We start from the raw sequence: 20,853 nt of genomic DNA, 5'->3' as shown, positions 1-20,853 counted from the left end.
GGCTTCTACCCCGGGCTGGGGGATTCCGCCCGCTTGGTCCCCGCCACGTACCCCTCGGCCCCCGACGGCACTCCTTTTACCCCCCCGGGGGGGGGCCCGGGGGGGGGGGGGCCCCCCCCGCCGCGCCCCCCAACGCCCCCTTTCCATGTCCGTCCGCCCGGGCGGCCCCGCCGGCCCGCACGGACGGCCCCGTCCGCTCACCCGATGACGGTCCCGAACCGGACGTCGTACGACGTGTCCTGACGGAGCGTGGCGAGCATCCGCGCGCCCTCCTCGGCCACCTCGGCGCGCAGGGCCCGGGTGAGTGTGCCGAACGGCTCGACGACGAGGGCGTCGTCGATGATCCGCCAGACGCCCGCGAGGAAGCCGTCGACGAGGAGCGGGCAGTAGAAGGTGTTGGCCTGCCAGGTGCGGCCCTTGTTCGCGGGCGGGATCACCCGGGTGCGGTCGGCGTGCGAGAGCAGCAGGTTGTCGAACTCGGGCAGGAAGCGCGGCGGGGCCGGGGTGTCCGGGTCGGGGCGCGGGGCCTCGGGCAGGTCGAAGAGCTCGGTGCCGCTGTCGTCGCGGAAGGTGAGCAGCCGGGGGCGGAGCCGTTCGAAGACGGGGCGCATCCGCGTCAGGCCCGACCAGGTCTGCATGTCCTTCACCGAGGCCGGACCGAAGGCGGCGAGGTAGCGCAGGACGGTGGCGTCGGCGGACGCGGCGGGCTCGGCGGGGCGGTCCAGCCAGTGCTCGGCGGTGGTGAGGGAGACCTGGGCGCTGCGGCCCCACAGCCCGCGCGGGGTGACCTGGACCAGGGGGAGCGTGCAGCGGGCGGCGACGGCCAGGGACTGCGGGTCGGCGTCCGGCCACTCGGCGCCGAGCGTCTCGCGCAGCTGCTTCATGGTGCGCGGCTCGGCCTCCACGAACTCCCGTGCGAGAGCGGCGAGCCGCTCCAGGTCCACTCCCGCCAGGCCCTTGCGGAAGTAGCCGATCTCCCGGTCCCGGGCGGGCTGCACCAGCGGACGCAGGGTCAGGGCGTCGTCGGCGGTGTGGAGATGGATCGTCGAGCGCATGGTGACGATCCGTACGGCCGCACGGCTCTCCAGCAGCGCGGACAGCTCCTCGGGCGCGAAGCCCTCCAGCCGCGCGGCGAGCGCGTGGTACGGCGGCTTGACCTCCTGGGCCTGGAGCCCCACGAGATGCTCCACCGCCGCGGCCGCGGACATCCGCGCCCGGCGCAGCAGCAGCTGCCTCTCCAGGGTGGCGCGGTTGAGGGCGCGGGTGCCGAGCACGGGGGCCGTCGAGGACGTCGTCTTCGTCATACGCGCACGGTAGCGGGGCTTGCGGACGACTTCTGTCCTCATTCGGCTCCGGGACGGGCCGCGCTCTCCCGGACGGGCCTCGCTCTCCCGGGACGGGCCGCGCCCTTCCGGACGGGCCTCACTCTCCCGGGACGGACCGGGTGCCCCTGCGGGAGGGGCAGCGCGGGCCGGATCCCGCGACGTCGGCGCGCCCCGGTCCGCGTCGCCCGGCGCCCTCAGGCCCCGGACAGCGACCCCCTCAGACCCCCGGACCCGCAGCCCCCTCGGACCCAGCCCTAGGGCCTTTCTGACGGATCTCCGCGGCGTCGCGAGGCCCGGCACGCCCTCCCCCACCGCCTCAAGGGCGTGGGAGGCACCCCCGGCCGCACGGCGCGAAGGGCCGGGTGGCTCCGCCGCACGACCCTCCGCACCGCACGCCGGTCGCACGCACCAAACGCCGCTCCTGCTCCCACGGAGATCCGTCAGAGGGCCCCTAGGCCCGCCGGTCCGCGTCGCGGTACAGATCCGTGAGGAGTTCGACGACCCGGGCGGTCGCGGGGTGGGGGTCGTCGCGCCACCAGGCGAGACGGACGGCGACCGGGGCCGCGTCGCGGACCGGGCGGTAGACGACGCCCGGGCGGCGGTACTGGTGCGCGGTGGACTCGGCGGTCATGCCGACACGGCGGCCGGCGGCGATGACGGTGAGCCAGTCGTCGACGTCATGGGTGTCCTCGGTGGCCGGACGGGACTCCGCCGGCCACAGCTCGGGCGTGGTCGTGCCGGTGCGCCGGTCGACGAGGAACGTGCGCCCGCTGAGGTCGGCGAGCCGGACGGAGCGGCGCCGGGCGAGGGGATCGTCGGCGGCCAGGGCGCACAGCCGGCGCTCCAGGCCGACGACGGCGCTGTCGAAGCGGCGGTCGTCCACGGTCCGCCGCACCACGGCGAGGTCGCTGCTGCCCTCGGCGAGGCCGGCCGTGGCGGAGTTGACGCGGACGAGCTGGAGTTCGGTCGCGGGGTGGGCGGCGCTCCAGCGGCGCTGGAAGGCGAGGGTGTGCCGGCCGAGCGCGGCCCAGGCGTAGCCGATCCGCAGCCGCTGCGCGCCCTGGGCCGCCTCGCGCACCAGGTCGTCCACCTCGGCCAGCACCCGCCGCGCGTGGGCGAGGACGCGCTGCCCGGCCCCGGTGGGCGTCACCGACCGGGAGGTGCGCCGCAGCAGCCGGGTCCCGAGGGCGTCCTCCAGCGCGGCGAGGGTGCGTGAGACGGCCGCCTGGGAGACCCCCAGGGCGAGGGCGGCGTCGGTGAAGGTGCCCTCGTCGGCGATCGCGACGAGACAGCGCAGATGACGCAGCTCCACATCCATGCGTCCAGCGTATAGATCGAGCCGCCCTTGCATTTTGCGCATGCGGACGCCGGTCGCACGCTCTGAGCATGCCAGCCGTGTCCGAAAGTCCCGCGGCAGCCGCCACCGGCTCCGTCGCCTCCGCCCCGTCCCGGCCGGGCCGCCTCCTCGGTGTCGCCGCCATGCTCGGCAGCGGGCTGTCGAACCAGGTCGGTGCCGCGCTCGGCGCGCTCGCCTTCCCGGTCGTCGGCCCCGTCGGTGTCGTCGCGACCCGGCAGTACGTCGCCGCGGCCGTGCTGTCGGCCGTGGCCCGGCCCCGGCTGCGTTCGCTGACGGGCCGGCAGTGGCGGCCGGTGCTGCTGCTGGCGCTGGTGTTCGGGACGATGAACCTGTCGCTGTACACCGCGGTGGACCGGATCGGTCTCGGACTCGCCGTCACGCTGGAGTTCCTCGGACCGCTCGCGCTCGCGCTCGCCGGGGCCCGCCGCCGGGTGGACGCCTGTTGCGCGCTCGTCGCCGCCGCGGGTGTCGTCACGCTGATGCGGCCGCGGCCGTCGGCCGACTATCTGGGGATGGGGCTCGGGCTCCTGGCGGCCGTGTGCTGGGCCTCGTACATCCTGCTCAACCGCACCGTCGGGGAGCGGATCCCGGGTGCGCGGGGCGCGGCGGCCGCGGCCGTGGTGTCGGCCGGGCTGTTCCTGCCCGTCGGCGCGGCCGTCGCGATCGCGCGTCCGCCGACGGCGGGGGCGATGGGGTACGCGGTGGCGGCCGGGGTGCTGTCGTCGGCGGTGCCGTATCTCGCGGACCTGTTCACCCTGCGGCGGGTGCCGCCCCAGGTCTTCGGGCTGTTCATGAGCGTCAACCCGGTGCTGGCCGCGCTGGTCGGACTGGTCGTCCTGGGGCAGCGGCTGGGGCCGGCGGAGTGGGCGGGCGTGGGGGCCGTGGTGACGGCGAACGCGGTCGGCATGGCGGTCCGGCGGGGTTGATCCGCCCCCCTTTCCGGACGAGAAAGCGCACGTCAAACCGCTATACACTGCGTATATATACTGTGTGTATAGTCCCCGCATGCCTTCTCTGACCAAGAAGCTTCCGACCCGGAAGATGAAGAACACGGGGACCGGGTTCCGTACCGCCGCGATCGGCGCGATCACCGCGCTCACGCTCGCGCTGACGGGATGCACGACCCTGGAGACGACCGCGCCGAGCAGCGAGCGCGCCCGGACCGCGGCCGGCGCACCGGCGCGGTTCGGCACCGTCGACTGCCGCGAGGCCAGGTGCATCGCGCTCACCTTCGACGCGGGGCCCAGCGAGAACTCCCCGCGGCTGCTGGACATCCTGAAGCGGGAACAGGTCCCGGCGACCTTCTTCCTGCTGGGCAGACGGCACATCGACACCTACCCGGAGCTGGTGCGGCGGATGGCCGACGAGGGCCACGAGCTGGCCAGCCACACCTGGGACCACCGCATCCTCACCGAGCTGGGCCCGGACGAGATACGCGAGGAACTGCGCCGCCCCAACGAGGAGATACGGCGGCTCACGGGCCGCACCCCGACCCTGATGCGCCCCCCTCAGGGCCGCACCGACGACACCGTGCACGAGATATGCCGCGAGCTGGGCCTGGCGGAGGTCCTGTGGAGCGTGACCGCCAAGGACTACCGGACGAACGACTCCGCGCTCATCCGCGAACGCGTCCTGGAGCAGGCGTCCCGGGACGGGATCATCCTGCTGCACGACCTCTACCCCGGCACCGTCCCGGCCGTCCCCGGCATCATCAAGGACCTCAAGGAACGCGGCTACGTCTTTGTGACGGTCCCTCAGCTGCTGGCCCCCGGAAGGGCCGAGCCCGGAAAGGTGTACCGCTAGGGCCCTTCTGACGGATCTCCGCGGCGATGTCGCGGCGCACGGCACGGCACGGCACCAGAGGGTGCACCTCGGGCACCACGCCTCGGCCCGGGCGCGCGGTCCCTAGGATCGTCACGTGGCTCTCTTCGTCCTTCAGCGCACGGTGCCCCTCCCCCTCGACGAGGCGTGGCGCCGGCTCACCGAGTGGCCCCGGCACGGCGACGTGGTCCCGCTGACCCGGGTCACGACGGCTCCGGCCCCGCCCACCCGGCGGGGCACGGTCGTGGTGGCGCGTACCGGTGTCGGACCGCTGGCCTTCGACGACCGGATGGAGGTCACCGTGTGGCGGCCCCCCGCGGACGACGGGCCGGGGCTGTGCCGGCTGGAGAAGCGCGGCCGGGTGGTGCGGGGCTGGGCCGAGATCGAGGTGCTGCCGGGCCCCGGCGGACGGACCCGCGTGCTGTGGCGCGAGGAACTGCACGTGCGGTTCCTGCCGGGCGTCCTCGACCCGCTGCTCGGCGCCGCGGGCCGCGCGGTCTTCGGCCGGGCGGTCAACCGGCTGCTGAGAAAGGCATGAGCGCACCGCCGGCCGGGCAGGACCAGGCACGCCCTCGGTGAGACGGCCTGAACACACCGCCGACCGGGCAGGTCCGGGCACGCTCTCGGTGAGACGGGCCTGAACACACGGCCGGCCGGGCAGGTCCGGGCGCACCGCCGGCCGGGCGGCCCCGGTCACGCCGCCGCGCGGAGGGGCCCGGCCCCGTCACCACGCGGAGGCCCCCGGCCGCGGCGCCGGCCGGGAGGGCCCGCTCACGCCACCGAGCCGATCCGCCCGGACGGTGCGGACGCGAGGTCGCGGTGGATCGGTGTGTGCGCCCCGGTGAGCGGGACCCCGCTGCCGCCCCGCCGGTTCGCGACGATCTCCGCGCCGATGGACAGGGCCGTCTCCTCGGGTGTGCGGGCGCCGAGGTCCAGCCCGATCGGGGAGCGCAGACGGGCCAGTTCCAGCTCGGTGACACCGGCCTCGCGCAGTCGTCCGGCGCGGTCCAGGTGGGTGCGGCGCGAACCCATCGCGCCGACGTACGCCACCGGCAGCCGCAGCGCGAGCTCCAGCAGCGGGATGTCGAACTTGGCGTCATGGGTGAGGACGCACAGGACGGTACGGCCGTCGACGTCGGTGCGCTCCAGGTACCGGTGCGGCCACTCGACGACGACCTCGTCCGCCTCCGGGAAACGGGCGCGGGTGGCGAAGACGGGCCGGGCGTCGCACACCGTGACGCGGTAGCCGAGGAAGGTGCCGACGCGGACCAGCGCGGAGGCGAAGTCGATGGCACCGAAGACGATCATGCGGGGCGCGGGGACGCTGGACTCGACCAGCAGCGTGAGCGGTGCTCCGCAGCGCGAGCCCTGCTCACCGATCTCCAGGGTGCCGGTGCGGCCGGCGTCGAGGAAGGCGCCCGCCTCCGCCGCGACCGTGCGGTCCAGCTCCGGACGGCCGCCGAAGCCGCCGTCGAAGGAGCCGTCGGGACGGACCAGCAGGGCCCGGCCCATGAGCTCGGCCGGGCCGGACACGATCCGCGCCACCGCCGCCGCCTCCCCTCTCGCGGCGGCGGTGAGCGCGGTCGCGGCCACCGGCCGGACGGCGTCCCCCGCCCGGACCGGTGTGACCAGGATGTCGATGACGCCGCCGCAGGTCAGCCCCACGGCGAAGGCGTCGTCGTCGCTGTAGCCGAAGCGCTCCAGGACGGACTCGCCGTCCTGGAGCGCCTGCCGGCACAGCTCGTACACCGCGCCCTCCACACATCCGCCGGAGACCGAGCCGACCGCCGTGCCGTCGGTGTCCACCGCGAGGGCGGCGCCGGGCTGGCGGGGTGCGCTGCCGCCGACGGCCACCACGGTGGCGACGGCGAAGTCACGGCCCTGCTCGACCCACCGGTTCAGCTCCTCGGCGATGTCCAGCATGTCTCGGTCTCCTTAACAGCGTCGGTGGGAAGGTGCGGGGCGGTGGCCCGGGCAAGTGGGGTGCCCGGACGGCCGCGGTCCGTCAGTGGACGCCCAGCCAGCCCTCGATCGGACTGAGGGCGAAATAGACGAGGAAGATCCCGGTCAGACCCCACATGAACGCGCCGACCTCACGGGCCTTGCCCTGGGCGATCCTGATGGCGACGTAGGCGATGACGCCGGCCGCCACACCCGTGGTGATGGTGTAGGTGAACGGCATCAGCACGACCGTGAGGAACACCGGGATCGCGGTGGCCCGGTCGGACCAGTCCACATGACGGGCGTTCATCATCATCATGGCACCGATGACCACCAGGGCGGCCGCGGCGACCTCGCCGGGCACGATCGCGGTGAGCGGGGTGAAGAACAGACAGGCCGCGAAGAACAGGCCGGTGACCACGGAGGCCAGGCCCGTGCGGGCGCCCTCGCCGACGCCGGTGGCGGACTCGACGAACACGGTCTGGCCGGAGGCTCCGGACACACCGCCGATCGCGCCGCCCGCGCCGTCGATGAACAGCGCCTTGGACAGGCCCGGCATACGGCCCCGTTCGTCGGCGAGCCCGGCCTCGGTGCCGACGCCGATGATGGTGGCCATCGCGTCGAAGAAGCCGGCCAGCACCAGGGTGAAGACGATCATGCCGACGGTCATCGCGCCGACCTCGCCCCAGCCGCCGAACTCGACATGGCCGAAGACCGAGAAGTCGGGCATCGAGACCGCGCTGCCGTGCAGTTCGGGGGCGCCGGACGCCCACTGCTCCGGGTCGACGACCCCGGTGAGGTTGAGGACCACGGCGAGCAGGGTGCCGCCCACGATGCCGATGAGGATGGCGCCGGGGACGCCGCGCGCCTGGAGCATGAAGACGGCCAGCAGCGTGACGGAGAACAACAGCACCGGCCAGCCCGCGAGTTCCCCCGTGGGGCCGAGCAGCACGGGGCCGCCGCCGGGCGCCGGGTTCTCGTGCACGAAGCCGGCCTTCACCAGGCCGATCAGCGCGATGAACAGGCCGATGCCCATGGTGATCGCGTGCTTGAGGGCGAGCGGGATCGCGTTCATGATCATCTCGCGCAGGCCGGTGACGACCAGCAGCATGATGACCACGCCGTACATCACGCACATGCCCATCGCCTGCGGCCAGGTCATCTGGGGCGCGACCTGCGAGGCGAGCACGCCGGAGACGGAGAGGCCGGCGGCGAGCGCCAGCGGCACCTTGCCGACGAAGCCCATCAGCAGCGTGGTGAGGGCGGCGGCGAAGGCCGTCGCGGTGATCAGGGCCTTCTGGCCGAGGGTGTCCCCGGCCGCGTCCTCGCCGGACAGGATCAGGGGGTTGAGCAGGAGGATGTACGCCATCGCCATGAAGGTGGTGACGCCGCCGCGCACTTCACGCGCGACCGTGGATCCCCGCTGGGATATGTGGAAGTACCGGTCGAGCCAAGCGCGTCCGGCCGGGACTCGGGTTCCTCGGCCCGAGTCCTCCGCGACGGTCTTGGGCTCCAGTGACTGCTGGGTCATGTGGGCCTGCTCCCAAGGTTCAAAGGGGCACCCGTGTCAACCGCTTGTGCGGCTGCGGGATTTGGGAAGGTGGTGCGGCCGCACGACCCGGGGGACGGCCCGAGGCGAACGATCGGTCTGTTCTTCCGGCCGCCGCGAGCGGTGCGGCGGCCGGCTGCTCCGGGCGGCGCGGCGGAGTGTGTGACGTTCCCTGCGCCGCCCGGAGAGTTCGGGTGTTACGCGGTGCCCGTGAGGTGCTCGGGCCGCACGGGCGTGCGGTCGAGCTCCAGCCCGGTCGCGCTGCGGATCGCCGCGAGGACGGCCGGTGTCGACGACAGGGTGGGCGCCTCGCCGATGCCGCGCAGCCCGTACGGGGCGTGGTCGTCGGCGAGTTCGAGCACGTCGACCGGGATGGTCGGCGTGTCGAGGATGGTGGGGATCAGATAGTCCGTGAAGGAGGGGTTCCTGACCTTCGCCGTCCTCGGGTCGACGATGATCTCCTCCATCACCGCGACGCCGAGGCCCTGGGTGGTGCCGCCCTGGATCTGGCCGATGACGGACAGCGGGTTGAGCGCCTTGCCGACGTCCTGGGCGCAGGCCAGTTCGACCACCTTCACCAGGCCGAGCTCGGTGTCGACCTCGACGACCGCGCGGTGCGCGGCGAAGGAGTACTGGACATGGCCGTTGCCCTGGCCGGTGCGCAGGTCGAAGGGCTCGGTCGGCCGGTGCCGCCACTCCTCCTCGACCTCGACGGCCTCGTCCTCCAGCACGTCGACGAGGTCGGCGAGGACCTCGCCGCCGTCGGTGACGACCTTGCCGCCCTCCAGGAGCAGCTCCGCCGTCGCCCAGGCCGGGTGGAAGGAGCCGAACCTGCGGCGGCCGATCTCCAGGACCCGCTCGCGCACCAGCTCGCAGGCGTTCTTCACGGCGCCGCCGGTGACGTACGTCTGCCGGGAGGCCGAGGTCGAACCCGCCGAGCCCACCTGGGTGTCGGCCGGGTGGATGGTCACCCGGGCGACGCCCAGCTCGGTGCGGGCGATCTGCGCGTGGACGGTGACACCGCCCTGGCCGACCTCCGCCATGGCGGTGTGCACGGTGGCGACGGGCTCGCCGCCGACGACCTCCATGCGCACCCTGGCGGTGGAGTAGTCGTCGAAGCCCTCGGAGAAGCCGACGTTCTTGATGCCGACGGCGTAGCCGATCCCGCGGACGACGCCCTCGCCGTGCGTGGTGTTGGACAGACCGCCCGGCAGCTGCCGTACGTCCGCGCCCTCGCTGGACTCCCACTGGCGCTCGGGCGGCAGCGGCATCGCCTTGACCCGGCGCAGGAGTTCGGCGACCGGGGCCGGGGAGTCGACGGGCTGCCCGGTCGGCAGGAGCGTGCCCTGCTCCATGGCGTTGAGCTGCCGGAACTCCACCGGGTCCATGCCCAGTTCCTTCGCCAGCTTGTCCATCTGCGCCTCGTAGGCGAAGCACGCCTGGACCGCGCCGAAGCCGCGCATCGCGCCGCAGGGCGGGTTGTTGGTGTAGAGGGCGACGGCCTCGATGTCGACGTCCTCGACGACGTACGGGCCGACCGAGAGGGAGGAGGCGTTGCCGACGACGGCCGGGGAGGCGGAGGCGTAGGCGCCGCCGTCCAGGACGATCCGGCACTTCATGTGGGTGAGCTTGCCGTCCCTGGTCGCGCCGTGCTCGTAGTGGAGCTTCGCCGGGTGACGGTGGACGTGGCCGAAGAACGACTCGAAGCGGTTGTAGACGATCTTGACGGGCTTGCCGGTGCGCAGGGCCAGCAGACAGGCGTGGATCTGCATCGACAGGTCCTCGCGGCCGCCGAACGCGCCGCCGACACCGGCCAGCGTCATGCGCACCTTCTCCTCGGGCAGGCCGAGGACGGGCGCGATCTGGCGCAGGTCGGAGTGGAGCCACTGGGTGGCGATGTAGAGGTGGACGCCGCCGTCCTCCTCGGGCACGGCGAGGCCGGACTCGGGGCCGAGGAACGCCTGGTCCTGCATGCCGAAGGTGTAGTCGCCCGTGACGATCACATCGGCCCGCCTCGCGGCCTCGTCGGCGTCGCCGCGGACGATGGGCTGGCGGTGGACGATGTTGGGGTGCGGGACGTGGCCGGCGTGGTGGTCGTCCCGGCCCTCGTGGACCAGGATCGCGTCGGGGGCGGTGGCGGACGCCTCGTCGGTGACGACGGGCAGCTCGCGGTACTCGACCTTGATCTTGGCGGCGGCGCGGCGGGCCGTCTCCGGGTGGTCGGCGGCGACGATCGCGACCGGCTCGCCGTGGTGGCGCACCTTGCCGTGGGCGAGGACCGGGGTGTCCTGGATCTCCAGGCCGTAGTTCCTCACCTCGGTGGGCAGGTCGTCGTACGTCATGACGGCGTACACGCCCGGCACGGCGAGGGCCTCGCCGGTGTCGATGGAGACGATCTCGGCGTGGGCGACGGTGGAGCGCAGGATCTGGCCCCAGAGCATGTCCTCGTGCCACATGTCGGACGAGTACGCGAACTCGCCGGTGACCTTGAGGGTGCCGTCGGGGCGGAGCGTGGACTCGCCGATGCCGCCCTTGGTCGGGGAGCCCTGCGTGATCTTCGTGGGAGCGCCGTTGGTCGGCATGGTGGTCAGACTCCCTCGGACTGCCGGGCGGCCGCGAGGCGGACCGCGTCCATGATCTTCTCGTAGCCCGTGCAGCGGCACAGGTTGCCCGACAGCGCCTCGCGGATGTCCGCGTCGGTCGGGTTGGGGTTGTGCTCCAGCATCTCGTCGGCGGCGACGAGCAGACCGGGGGTGCAGAAGCCGCACTGGACGGCGCCGGCGTCGATGAACGCCTGCTGGACCGGGGAGAGTTCCCCGCCCTCGCCGGTCTGCGAGTCGGTGCCCCCGGCGCTCCACTGCCGGGCGTCCTGGAGCGAGGTGCCGCAGGCGCCGGTCGCGCAGCCGCCGTGCTCGGCGCGCTGCCTGGCGAAGTCGGCGAGGCCCTCCACGGTGACGACCTCGCGGCCCTCGGCCTGGCCGGCCGCGACCAGGCAGGAGCAGACCGGCACGCCGTCGAGACGGACCGTGCAGGAGCCGCACTCGCCCTGCTCGCAGGCGTTCTTGGAGCCGGGCAGGCCGAGGCGCTCGCGCAGGACGTAGAGCAGGCTCTCGCCCTCCCAGACGTCGTCGGCCTCCTGCGGGCGTCCGTTGACGGTGAAGTTGACGCGCATTACGCAGCTCCCTCCGAGAGGCGGCGGGTGCCGCGGTACGACTCCCAGGTCCAGGTGAGCGTCCGGCGGGCCATGACGCCGACCGCGTGGCGGCGGTAGCTCGCGGTGCCCCGGACGTCGTCGATCGGGTTGCAGGCGCCGGAGCACAGCTCCGCGAACTGCTTGGCGACCGACGGGGTGATGATCCTGCCGTTGTCCCAGAAGCCGCCGTCCTCCAGCGCCGCGTTCAGGAACTCCTCGGCCGCCTCGGCCCGCACGGGGGTGGGCGCGGCCGAACCGATGCCGGTGCGGACGGTCCTCGTCGAGGGGTGCAGGGCCAGGCCGAAGGCGCACACGGCGATGACCATGGCGTTGCGGGTGCCGACCTTGGAGTACTGCTGGGGGCCGTCCGCCTTCTTCACGTGGACGGCCCGGATCAGCTCGTCCGGGGCCAGTGCGTTGCGCTTGACGCCGGTGTAGAACGCGTCGATCGGGATGAGCCGGGAGCCCCGTACGGACTCGGCCTCCACCTCGGCGCCCGCGGCCAGCAGGGCCGGGTGGGCGTCACCGGCGGGCGAGGCCGTGCCGAGGTTGCCGCCGACGCCGCCGCGGTTGCGGATCTGCGGGGAGGCGACCGTGTGCGAGGCGAGCGCCAGGCCCGGCAGCTCGGCACGGAGATTTTCCATGATCCTGGTGTACGGGACCGAGGCGCCCAGCCGCACGCTCTCCTCGCCGACCTCCCATTCGCAGAGGTCGCCGATGCGGTTGAGGTCCAGGAGGTACTCGGGCCGGCGGTGGTCGAAGTTGATCTCGACCATCACATCGGTGCCACCCGCAATCGGCACAGCGGTGGGGTGCTCTGCCTTCGCGGCGAGCGCCTCCTCCCAGCTGGCGGGGCGAAGGAAGTCCATGACCGGCTCTCTTCTTCGTCTCGTGGGTCGTCCAGATTGAGCCAATCCGTGTGCGGCGGGCCCGGCTCGTTCATGTCCTGTTAACGCGGAGTGGGGTCAGTACACAGCGCAGTCGTCCGGTCGGGTCAGTCACCGAAACCATGAAGGAGTTGGCTGGCCAGGGAGACCATCTTGTAGATTCGTATGAACGGAGGGCATCGGCAACCTCCCCGTTCTCCTGTGGAAACGTGAGACACAGCCCATGTGACCTGGGACACGGTCCGGACCGACGGTCCGGCGACGGCGAGCACGGCGGTCCGACCGCCGGACGGGCCCGGCCCGGCTCGACCCCTCAAGATTCATCGTAGTTTTCTAGACAAAGAACGGCGGCGACGAGAATGCGGCTGCGCGCACTGCTGGACACCGACGCGCTGGGCCTCAGGCTGCTCGGCGGCGAGGACGAGCTGGACCGCACCGTGCGCGGGGTCATGACGACCGACCTGAAGGACCCCAGCCGCTATCTGTCGGGCGGCGAACTGGTCCTGACGGGCCTGGCCTGGCGCCGGGACGCCGACGACGCGGAGCCCTTCGTGCGGATCCTCGCGCAGGCCGGCGTGGCCGCGCTCGCGGCCGGCGAGGCCGAGCTGGGGGACGTGCCGGAGGACCTGGTCCTGGCCTGCGCCCGGCACCGGCTGCCGCTGTTCGCGGTGCACGAGTCGGTGGCCTTCGCGACGATCACCGAGCATGTCGTACGGCAGGTCAGCGGCGAGCGCGCCGGGGACCTCGCGGCGGTGGTGGACCGGCACCGGCGGATGATGACCTCCGGCCCGGCGGGCGGCGGCCCGGACGTCGTCCTGGACCTGCTCGGCTCCGACCTGGATCTGCGGGCCTGGGTGCTGTCCCCGGCCGGCCGTCTGATCTCGGGCCCCAAGGCGGCGGGCCCGGCGCTGCCCGCCGAGGTGTGCGCGAAGCTCGCGGGCGAGCATCTGGCGGCCGTGCGCACCGGACGGCGCGGCCCGCACCGGGTGCAGACCGCCGGGGCGACGTACAGCCTGTTCCCGATCCGCAACGGGGGTCACCGCCCGGGCGGGGCCGCCGCGGGACGCCCCGCGCAGCCCGCGCGTGACGTGCGCGAGAGCGTGCTGTCGGACTGGCTGCTGGCCGTCGAGGCGGACGCCGGCGACTGGCCCGAGGAGCGGCTGGACCTGGTGCACGGGGTCACCCAGCTGATCGCGGTCGAGCGGGACCGCAGGGACGCCGCCCGCACGGTCCGCCGCCGTCTCGCCCAGGAGGTCCTGGAGCTGGTGCAGTCGGGCGCGGCGCCCGCGGAGATCGCGGCCCGGCTCAGGGTCGCGGCACCGGTGCTGCTGCCCGGGCTGGGGGCCGCGCCGCACTGGCAGGTGGTCGTGGCCCGCGTCGAGTGGGAGGGCGGGGACCCGGACGGCGGTCCGGTCGCGCAGTCGCTCCTGGAGGAGATCCTGGTCGACCCGCTGAGCACCGGCCCCGAGCCCTCCGACCGCATCGCCGTCGCCCACACCGGCGACGAGGCCGTCGCGCTGGTGCCGCTCCCCGCGGTCGGCGGCGAGTCCGACGGCTCCGGTTCCGGGATCCTCGCCGACGCGCTGCTGGCGGCCGTACGGGAGCCGCTCTCGGGCGGACTCGACGGCGACGGACGGGTCACGGTCGGCGTCAGCGCGTCCGTGCACTCGGCGGAGGGCCTGCGGGGCGCGCTGGAGGAGGCACGGCACGCACGCCGGGTCGCGGCGGCCCGGCCCGGCCCGGTGTGCGCGGCCGGCCACCAGGAACTGGCCTCCCACGTGCTGCTGCTGCCGTTCGTGCCCGACGACGTCCGGCGCGCCTTCACCGCACGGCTGCTGGACCCGCTGCGCGACTACGACCGCCGCCACCGCGCCGAGCTGATCCCCACCCTGGAGGCGTTCCTGGCGTGCGACGGCTCCTGGACCCGCTGCGCCTCGCGGCTCCACCTCCATGTCAACACGCTGCGCTACCGCGTCGGACGCATCGAGCAGTTGACGAGCCGCGACCTGTCCCGCCTGGAGGACAAGCTGGACTTCTTCCTGGCCCTGCGGATGAGCTGAGACCTCGGGGATTCCCGGGGCGGGGACCCGGGAATCCCTCAGGTCGGGGCCTCAGTGGTTCCCCGGGTCCCGATGAGCCGAAACCTCGTCGGGCCCCGGGGCCCACGACTTTGTGAAATCCTTCACCCACCCCCTTGGCCGGGCCGGGTGATCCATGCTGAGATGCGGCCACCACTCAACAGCTCGATGGCGTGCTCGGGGAGGGCGAGGTGGCGTATACCGCCATGTCTGGTTACGGAACGACCGCCGGTGACGATCCACTCCAGACCGCGGTATGGCGGCTGCGCTCGCGCGCCTGCTGGGCCGACGCGGCCGCGCTGCTCCAACCGGCCTCCGCGGCGGCCTCGTTGCAGCGGGCCGCGCTGCTGGTGGAGCGGTGTCTGTACACCGAGCAGGGCTGGGAGGACGCCGAGGAGGCCCTGCGGCTCGCCGAGGCGCTCGCGCACAGCGACGAGGAGCGGGGCGCGGCGGCTTGTGAACGGGGGCACTTGGCGTACGCCGCCACGCTGCTCGGTGTCCGTGACCGGGCCGACGAGGCACGGGCCGCGCTCGGCCGGGCGGCCGCGCTGATCCCGCCGGACACCGCGGAACGGGCCCTGCTGGACTACCGGCGCGGCCTGGTGGCGCAGAACCTGAGCGGCTCGGCACCGGCCGCGCGGGCCGCGTTCCGGCGGGCCCACGCGGGGGCCGTCGCGCACACCGACACGCTGCTGCTGTCCTCCACCTGGCGCCATCTGGCCGGACTGGCCCTCAGCGAGGGCGAGTTGGCGGAGGCGCGGCACGGCTTCACCGAATCCCTGCGGCTGCGCGAGGAGTTGGGCTACCTGGTCGGTACGGCCCCGGCCCTGGCCTCCCTCGCCGACGCCGAGAGCGAGCCGGAGGCGTCCCGGCTGCGCGAGGAGGCCCGCAGGCTGTTCCGGCTGCTGGGCGGCGTACCGACCTGGCTGGCCCGCCAGCTGACCCCGCCGGCGGCGACGGCCTGACGTCCGGCCGGCCGGGCGGGCTGTCCGGCCGGGCGGCGCGGTGTCCGTCCGGACCGTGGGAGTCCGTCCGGGCGGTGCCGTCGGCTAGGCGGTGAAGTGCTCCGCCACCAGTGCCCGTATCCGCTCCGTGTCGTGGTGCGCCAGGGCGTCCAGCAGGGCCGCGTGCTGGGCGGCGTCGGCCATCAGCTCCGCGCGGACGGGGCGGGGCCACTGGGCGCGGCGGTGGAGGTCGTCGGCGATACGGACGAGCTGCTCGTTGCCGGCGAGGCCGAGCAGGGCGCGGTGGAAGGCGCGGTCGGCCTCGGCGTAGGTCGCCCGGCAGCCGGAGGACGCGGCGCGCACGGTGGCCTCGGCGAGGGGCCGCAGCTCGGTCCAGCGCTCGGCGGGGACCGTCGTGGCGAGCCGCAGCAGCACGGGCGCCTCCAGCAGTGCCCGGACCTCGGCCAGCTCGGCCAGTTCCCGGGCGTCGCGCCGGACGACCCGGAACCCTCGGTTGGGGACGACCTCGACCGCGCCCTCCTGGGCCAGCTGCTGCATGGCCTCGCGCACGGGCGTGGCGGAGACGCCGAACCGTTCGCCGAGCGCCGGGGCCGAGTAGACGACGTCCGGGACCAGCTCACCGGTGACCAGCGCGGTGCGCAGGGCGTCGAGGATCTGGCCGCGCACGGAGGACCGCTGCACGACGGCCCGGGGGTGCGGCACGGGAGCCTCGGCGGGCGGGTGCTCGCCCCGCACGGCGGAGTCGGCCGCACAGCGCTCCCGGGCCGCGGACGGGCCGCGTACGCCGTCCGGGACGGCGCCCCGCTCACGGGCCGGGCCCGTGCCGCGCTGCCGGGGGACCTGGCCGGCGTCCTGCGCGCCCTGTTTCACGGGTCCTCCTCCGGGCTTGTCGGCACTTGGGGTCATTACGGCGGGTTGTCACTCACCCGTCAAGCACCTTAGGGGTACAGCCCGACAGTTCAAACTTCGAACGGACACAGTAAGGTAAGCCTTGCCTTCTCTCGTTGCCCTCGCCCGGTGAAATCGGTGGTCCCGTCATGTCTGCTCCCGCGTCGGCCCTCCTGGACGCCCACGCCCGCCTCACCGAGGCGTGCCCGAGCCTGACGGTCACCGAGCTGCCCGCCTCTCAGCCGCTCCCGGAAGGCGGCGGCTGGGTCACGGCGGCCTCGCTCGCGGCGGGCGGTGACGCCCTGGAGGAGTTCCTGGCCTGGGACGCCGACCAGATCCTGCGGGACTACGGCCGGCCCGGCCGCCCGGACGTCGTGGCGAGCTTCGGGCTGCACCGGTACGCCTGGCCGGCCTGTCTGCTGTTCACCGTGCCGTGGTTCCTGCACCGCCGGGTGCCCCGGCACCGTGTGACGGACGTCTCCTACGACCGCACCGCCGGCCGGATGGCCGTCCGCACGGCTTCCTTCGCCTGCCTGCCCGGCGACCCGGCCGCGGCCCTGCCCGGCGCCCGCGTGGTGGCCGGCGAGGAGGCGCTGCGCGCCGAGGTGCGCGCGGCGGTGGCCGAGCACCTGGAGCCGCTCCTCGGAGCCTTCGGCCCGCGCATGCGGCGGCGCGGCCGGGCCCTGTGGGGCATGGTCACCGACGAGGTGGTCGAGGGCGTCTGGTACATCGCCGGCCGGCTCGGCGAGGGCGAGGAGCGGCGGGCCCGGCGCGAGCTGGGACTGCTGCTGCCGGGCGCGACGGTGCCCTACGTCGGCTCGGCCGCCTTCCGCGAGCTGGCCGGACCGGCCGGCGAGCCGCTGCCCACCCGGGACCGGGCCAGCTGCTGCCTCTTCTACACCCTGCGCCCGGACGACACCTGCACCACCTGCCCGCGCACCTGCGACGCCGACCGGATCACCCGGCTGACCGCCGCCGCGGCGGCCTGACGGGTCTTCAGCCGCCTTACGGAAAGCGGATCCTGACCATCCTTCACAAGAGGGTGGCGGAACTGCGCGCGGGCACTAAGATCACCCGCGAGCGACACCCCGGCTCGATCACGGTTCTTTCACATCCCCCTCACCCGTCGCGGGAACTTTCCGATGAACCACCCGTACGGGTAGTCTTATTCGAACTCAACTCCCGCACCTCAAGCGGCAGTTCGAGCAGAACGCCGTCTCGGGCATCCCCTTTGCACTTCGTTGGCGGCCTCTTGCCCCGAAACCCCCTGAGGTCCGGTGGGTCTGGGCCACTATGGCGGGCGTTACGCCCTATCCCAATGCAAGGGACCCCTAGATGAGACTGACCGACATATCGCTGAACTGGCTGCTTCCGGGCGCCGTGCTGCTCCTGGGGATGCTGGCGGCGGTGGCGGTGCTCGCGCGCGGCAAGCGCTCCTCGGGGAAGGACTCTGGCGCGGAGGACTCGTGGGAGCGCAGCGAGGAGCGCCGCAGGCGCAAGGAAGCCCTCTACGGCACGGTCTCCTACGTGCTGCTGTTCTGCTGCGCCGCGGTGGCCGCCGCGCTGTCCTTCCACGGCCTGGTCGGCTTCGGCGAACAGAACCTCGGCCTCACCGACGGCTGGCAGTACCTGGTGCCGTTCGGCCTGGACGGGGCGGCCATGTTCTGCTCCGTGCTCGCCGTGCGTGAGGCCAGCCACGGTGACGCCGCCCTCGGCTCGCGGATACTCGTGTGGACCTTCGCCCTCGCCGCGGCGTGGTTCAACTGGGTGCACGCGCCCCGGGGTCTGGGCCACGCCGGCGCGCCGCACTTCTTCGCGGGCATGTCCCTGTCGGCGGCCGTCCTGTTCGACCGTGCCCTGAAGCAGACCCGCCGGGCGGCCCTGCGCGAGCAGGGGCTGGTGCCCAGGCCGCTGCCGCAGATCCGTATCGTCCGCTGGCTGCGGGCGCCGCGCGAGACGTACAGGGCGTGGTCGCTCATGCTCCTGGAGAACGTGCGCAGCCTCGACGAGGCCGTCGAGGAGGTCCGCGAGGACAGCCGCCAGAAGGAGCAGAACCGGATGCGCCGCCGCGAGGCGGAGCGGCTGGAGCGCGCTCGGCTGAAGGCGATCAGCCGCGGCCACCGCGGCTTCGTCGGCCGGGGCGGCGGCCGTCAGGCGGAGCTTCCTGCCGCGGAGCAGGGCGCCGAACGAGTCTCCGCGGAGCCTGCCATATCGGCGGAGCAGCTGCCGGTACGCTCGCGGCCCTCCCTGCAGCCCGTCCGCCGCGCCGGTGACCCGGTCACCGTCGACCTCACCGCCGAGGACGACACCATGGGCCTGCCGCGCCTGGACGACCTGGAGCGCAAGCTGAAGGACCTGGAGCAGCAGTACGGCTGACCTGTGGTCAGGGGGCGTGATCCGGGACACGCGGCAGGGGCACGGCTCGTCGCAGCCGTGCCCCTGCCGCGTTCAGCCGGTCAGACGCCGTCCGTGTCCGGACCGTCCGCGGCCAGCTCGAACCAGACCGACTTGCCCACGCCGTGGGCCCGTACGCCCCAGGCGTCGGCGAGGGCCTGGACGAGGACGAGGCCCCGGCCGTGCGTACCGTCGTCGGCGGTCGGTACCCGCGGCCGGGGCCTTCGGCCCACGAAGTCCCGCACCTCCACGCGCAGTCCGCGCGGGGTGACGGTGGCGTTCAGGACCGCGTCGCGGTCGGTGTGGACGAGCGCGTTGGTGACGAGCTCGCTGGTCAGCAGTTCGGCGATGTCAGATCGTCCCGGCCTCCCCCAGTGCCGTAACAGTTCCCGCAGCTCCCTGCGGGCCTCGGGCACCGCCCGTAGGTCCGCGTGGGTGAGCCTGCGGCTGAGCTGTGCCGAGGGCGCCCCTACGGTCGTGGGACCGCCCCCTCGTACGTGCCTTCTCATGACCCCCGCCTGCGCCGACGCCGGTTTCCCTCCTGCTCGAACACCTTCACGGGAATCCATGCCCGGTCGGCCCGGGGACAGTCATGTCGAATGCTCAACAACCGGATGTCGGGACGTCTTCCGGAGGTCGACGTCTCAGGGGCGGGGCACGTTGCGGAGGTTGGAGCGGGCCATCTGGAGCATCCGGCCCACCCCTCCGTCCAGCACGATCTTCGACGCGGACAGGGCGAAGCCGGTCACCATCTCGGCTCTGATCCTCGGCGGGACGGCCAGCGCGTTGGGATCGGTCACGATGTCCACGAGCGCGGGTCCCTTGTGCTTGAAGGCACCCTTGAGCGCTCCCGCGAGCTGCTTCGGCTTCTCCACCCGCACCCCGTAGGCGCCGCAGGCCCGGGCGACGGCCGCGAAGTCGGGGTTCTTGTTCGCCGTGCCGTACGAGGGAAGGCCGGCCACCAGCATCTCCAGCTCGACCATGCCGAGGGAGGAGTTGTCGAAGAGGACGACCTTCACCGGCAGGTCGTGCTGCACGAGTGTGAGGAAGTCGCCCATCAGCATGGAGAACCCGCCGTCGCCGGACATCGACACGACCTGCCGGCGACGGTCGGTGAACTGGGCGCCGATCGCCATCGGCAGCGCGTTGGCCATCGAGCCGTGGGAGAAGGAACCGATGATCCTGCGCCGCCCGTTGGGCGAGAGGTACCGGGCGGCCCAGACGTTGCACATACCGGTGTCGACGGTGAACACCGCGTCTTCGTCGGCGAGTTCGTCCAGCACCGAGGCCACGTACTCGGGGTGGATCGGCACGTGCCTGTCCACCTTGCGGGTGTACGCCTTGACCACGCCCTCCAGCGCCTCGGTGTGCTTCTTCAGCATCCGGTCCAGGAAGCGCCGGTTCTCCTTCACCCTCACCCGCGGGATGACGCAGCGCAGGGTCTCCTTCACGTCCCCCCACACCGCGAGGTCCAGCCTGGAGCGGCGGCCGAGGCGTTCGGGCCGTACGTCGATCTGGGCGATGGCCACGTCGTCGGGCAGGAAGGCGTTGTACGGGAAGTCCGTGCCGAGCAGGATCAGCAGGTCGCACTCGTGGGTGGCCTCGTAGGCGGCGCCGTAGCCGAGCAGGCCGCTCATGCCGACGTCGTAGGGGTTGTCGTACTGGATCCACTCCTTGCCGCGCAGGGCGTGCCCCACCGGGGACTTGATCTTCTCCGCGAACCGCATCACCTCGGTGTGGGCGCCCGCGGTGCCGCTGCCGCAGAACAGGGTGACCTTGTCGGCGCGGTCGATCAGCTCGACGAGCCGGTCGATCTCGGCGTCGCCGGGCCGCACGGTGGGCCGCGTGGTGACCAGGGCGCTCTCCACGGGCTTGTCGGGCGCGGGCTGTCCGGCGATGTCGCCGGGCAGCGCGACGACGCTGACGCCGCCCTGGCCGACGGCGTGCTGGATGGCCGTCTGGAGCAGCCGGGGCATCTGCCGCGGGCTGGAGATCAGCTCGTTGTAGTGGCTGCACTCGCGGAACAGCTGGTCCGGGTGGGTCTCCTGGAAGTAGCCGAGGCCGATCTCGCCGGAGGGGATGTGCGAGGCGAGGGCGAGGACCGGGGCCATGGAGCGGTGGGCGTCGTACAGCCCGTTGACGAGGTGCAGGTTGCCGGGTCCGCAGGAGCCCGCGCAGGCGGCGAGCTTCCCGGTGATCTGCGCCTCGGCGCCCGCGGCGAAGGCGGCTGTCTCCTCGTGGCGCACATGCACCCAGTCGATGCCGGAGTGACGGCGGACCGCGTCGACGACGGGGTTCAGGCTGTCGCCGACGACGCCGTACAGGCGTCTGACCCCGGCACGGGCGAGGATGTCCACGAACTGTTCGGCGACGTTCTGCTTGGTCATGGCTGTCGTGTGCCCTTCGGTCTCCCGGTCTCCGGCAGGATCCCCGTGACTCCGCGACTTCCATCAAT

17 protein-coding genes are annotated in these 20,853 nt (G+C 73.3%); 7 read left to right on the top strand and 10 right to left on the bottom strand.

The window, feature by feature from the left end:
- Positions 1 to 197: 197 nt before the first annotated feature.
- Together ACIQGV_RS01680 and ACIQGV_RS01675 are read right to left on the bottom strand one after the other, a co-directional pair.
- Entirely contained in the window at positions 198 to 1,304 is a 1,107-nt protein-coding gene (locus tag ACIQGV_RS01680) for a winged helix DNA-binding domain-containing protein (RefSeq protein ID WP_402488913.1), read from the bottom strand.
- Positions 1,305 to 1,776: 472 nt separating this feature from the next.
- Entirely contained in the window at positions 1,777 to 2,643 is an 867-nt protein-coding gene (locus tag ACIQGV_RS01675; RefSeq protein ID WP_402488910.1) for a LysR family transcriptional regulator, read from the bottom strand.
- A 68-nt stretch (positions 2,644 to 2,711) separates the two neighbouring features.
- Here ACIQGV_RS01675 and ACIQGV_RS01670 point away from each other — a divergent pair, with 68 nt between their 5' ends.
- From ACIQGV_RS01670 to ACIQGV_RS01660, 3 genes are all read left to right on the top strand, one after another.
- Complete coding sequence (locus ACIQGV_RS01670; protein ID WP_402488907.1) at positions 2,712 to 3,608, top strand: EamA family transporter; 897 nt, start codon at positions 2,712 to 2,714, stop codon at positions 3,606 to 3,608.
- A gap of 79 nt (positions 3,609 to 3,687) precedes the next feature.
- Positions 3,688 to 4,485 (top strand): polysaccharide deacetylase family protein, encoded by a 798-nt coding sequence (locus ACIQGV_RS01665; RefSeq protein WP_402488905.1) that lies wholly within the window; start codon positions 3,688 to 3,690, stop codon positions 4,483 to 4,485.
- A 115-nt stretch (positions 4,486 to 4,600) separates the two neighbouring features.
- Positions 4,601 to 5,041 carry an SRPBCC family protein gene (locus ACIQGV_RS01660; protein ID WP_402488902.1) on the top strand — a complete coding sequence of 147 codons (441 nt, stop codon included), beginning with the start codon at positions 4,601 to 4,603 and terminating at the stop codon, positions 5,039 to 5,041.
- Between the two features lie 233 nt (positions 5,042 to 5,274).
- Here the strand turns inward: ACIQGV_RS01660 and ACIQGV_RS01655 are convergent, their stop codons facing one another.
- The 5 genes from ACIQGV_RS01655 to ACIQGV_RS01635 form a co-directional block, all read right to left on the bottom strand.
- A complete protein-coding gene (locus ACIQGV_RS01655) occupies positions 5,275 to 6,426 on the bottom strand; it encodes an XdhC family protein (RefSeq protein WP_402488900.1) in 1,152 nt (383 codons plus the stop codon).
- Positions 6,427 to 6,508: 82 nt separating this feature from the next.
- Positions 6,509 to 7,975: an NCS2 family permease gene (locus ACIQGV_RS01650; protein ID WP_402488897.1), complete on the bottom strand. Its 1,467-nt coding sequence runs from the start codon at positions 7,973 to 7,975 to the stop codon at positions 6,509 to 6,511.
- Between the two features lie 215 nt (positions 7,976 to 8,190).
- Entirely contained in the window at positions 8,191 to 10,575 is a 2,385-nt protein-coding gene (locus tag ACIQGV_RS01645) for a xanthine dehydrogenase family protein molybdopterin-binding subunit (RefSeq protein WP_402488895.1), read from the bottom strand.
- A 5-nt stretch (positions 10,576 to 10,580) separates the two neighbouring features.
- Positions 10,581 to 11,165, bottom strand: a complete 585-nt coding sequence (locus ACIQGV_RS01640) for a (2Fe-2S)-binding protein (RefSeq protein ID WP_402488892.1) — start codon at positions 11,163 to 11,165, stop codon at positions 10,581 to 10,583.
- On the bottom strand, positions 11,165 to 12,055 hold the full coding sequence (locus tag ACIQGV_RS01635) for an FAD binding domain-containing protein (RefSeq protein WP_402488889.1): 891 nt from the start codon (positions 12,053 to 12,055) through the stop codon (positions 11,165 to 11,167). The genes ACIQGV_RS01640 and ACIQGV_RS01635 overlap by 1 nt, the downstream gene beginning before the upstream one ends.
- 377 nt (positions 12,056 to 12,432) lie before the next feature.
- On the opposite strand from ACIQGV_RS01635, the gene ACIQGV_RS01630 reads away from it, so the two are divergent.
- A complete protein-coding gene (locus ACIQGV_RS01630) occupies positions 12,433 to 14,133 on the top strand; it encodes a PucR family transcriptional regulator (protein WP_402488887.1) in 1,701 nt (566 codons plus the stop codon).
- 209 nt (positions 14,134 to 14,342) lie between these two features.
- Positions 14,343 to 15,116, top strand: a complete 774-nt coding sequence (locus ACIQGV_RS01625) for a hypothetical protein (RefSeq protein WP_402488884.1) — start codon at positions 14,343 to 14,345, stop codon at positions 15,114 to 15,116.
- A gap of 84 nt (positions 15,117 to 15,200) precedes the next feature.
- Here ACIQGV_RS01625 and ACIQGV_RS01620 read toward each other — a convergent pair whose 3' ends face one another.
- Entirely contained in the window at positions 15,201 to 15,986 is a 786-nt protein-coding gene (locus ACIQGV_RS01620; protein ID WP_402488881.1) for a GntR family transcriptional regulator, read from the bottom strand.
- 167 nt (positions 15,987 to 16,153) lie between these two features.
- On the opposite strand from ACIQGV_RS01620, the gene ACIQGV_RS01615 reads away from it, so the two are divergent.
- Both ACIQGV_RS01615 and ACIQGV_RS01610 read left to right on the top strand, forming a co-directional pair.
- Positions 16,154 to 16,993 (top strand): (2Fe-2S)-binding protein, encoded by an 840-nt coding sequence (locus ACIQGV_RS01615; RefSeq protein WP_402488879.1) that lies wholly within the window; start codon positions 16,154 to 16,156, stop codon positions 16,991 to 16,993.
- Positions 16,994 to 17,339: 346 nt separating this feature from the next.
- Complete coding sequence (locus ACIQGV_RS01610) at positions 17,340 to 18,380, top strand: DUF2637 domain-containing protein (protein WP_402488877.1); 1,041 nt, start codon at positions 17,340 to 17,342, stop codon at positions 18,378 to 18,380.
- Between the two features lie 80 nt (positions 18,381 to 18,460).
- Here the strand turns inward: ACIQGV_RS01610 and ACIQGV_RS01605 are convergent, their stop codons facing one another.
- Entirely contained in the window at positions 18,461 to 18,907 is a 447-nt protein-coding gene (locus ACIQGV_RS01605; protein WP_402488874.1) for an ATP-binding protein, read from the bottom strand.
- A gap of 135 nt (positions 18,908 to 19,042) precedes the next feature.
- On the bottom strand, positions 19,043 to 20,785 hold the full coding sequence (locus ACIQGV_RS01600) for a pyruvate dehydrogenase (protein WP_402488872.1): 1,743 nt from the start codon (positions 20,783 to 20,785) through the stop codon (positions 19,043 to 19,045).
- Positions 20,786 to 20,853: the final 68 nt, after the last annotated feature.

It is taken from the genome of Streptomyces sp. NPDC093094 (assembly GCF_044754345.1).
Lineage (GTDB): Bacteria > Actinomycetota > Actinomycetes > Streptomycetales > Streptomycetaceae > Streptomyces.
This window is presented reverse-complemented; position numbering and strand designations above follow the sequence as displayed.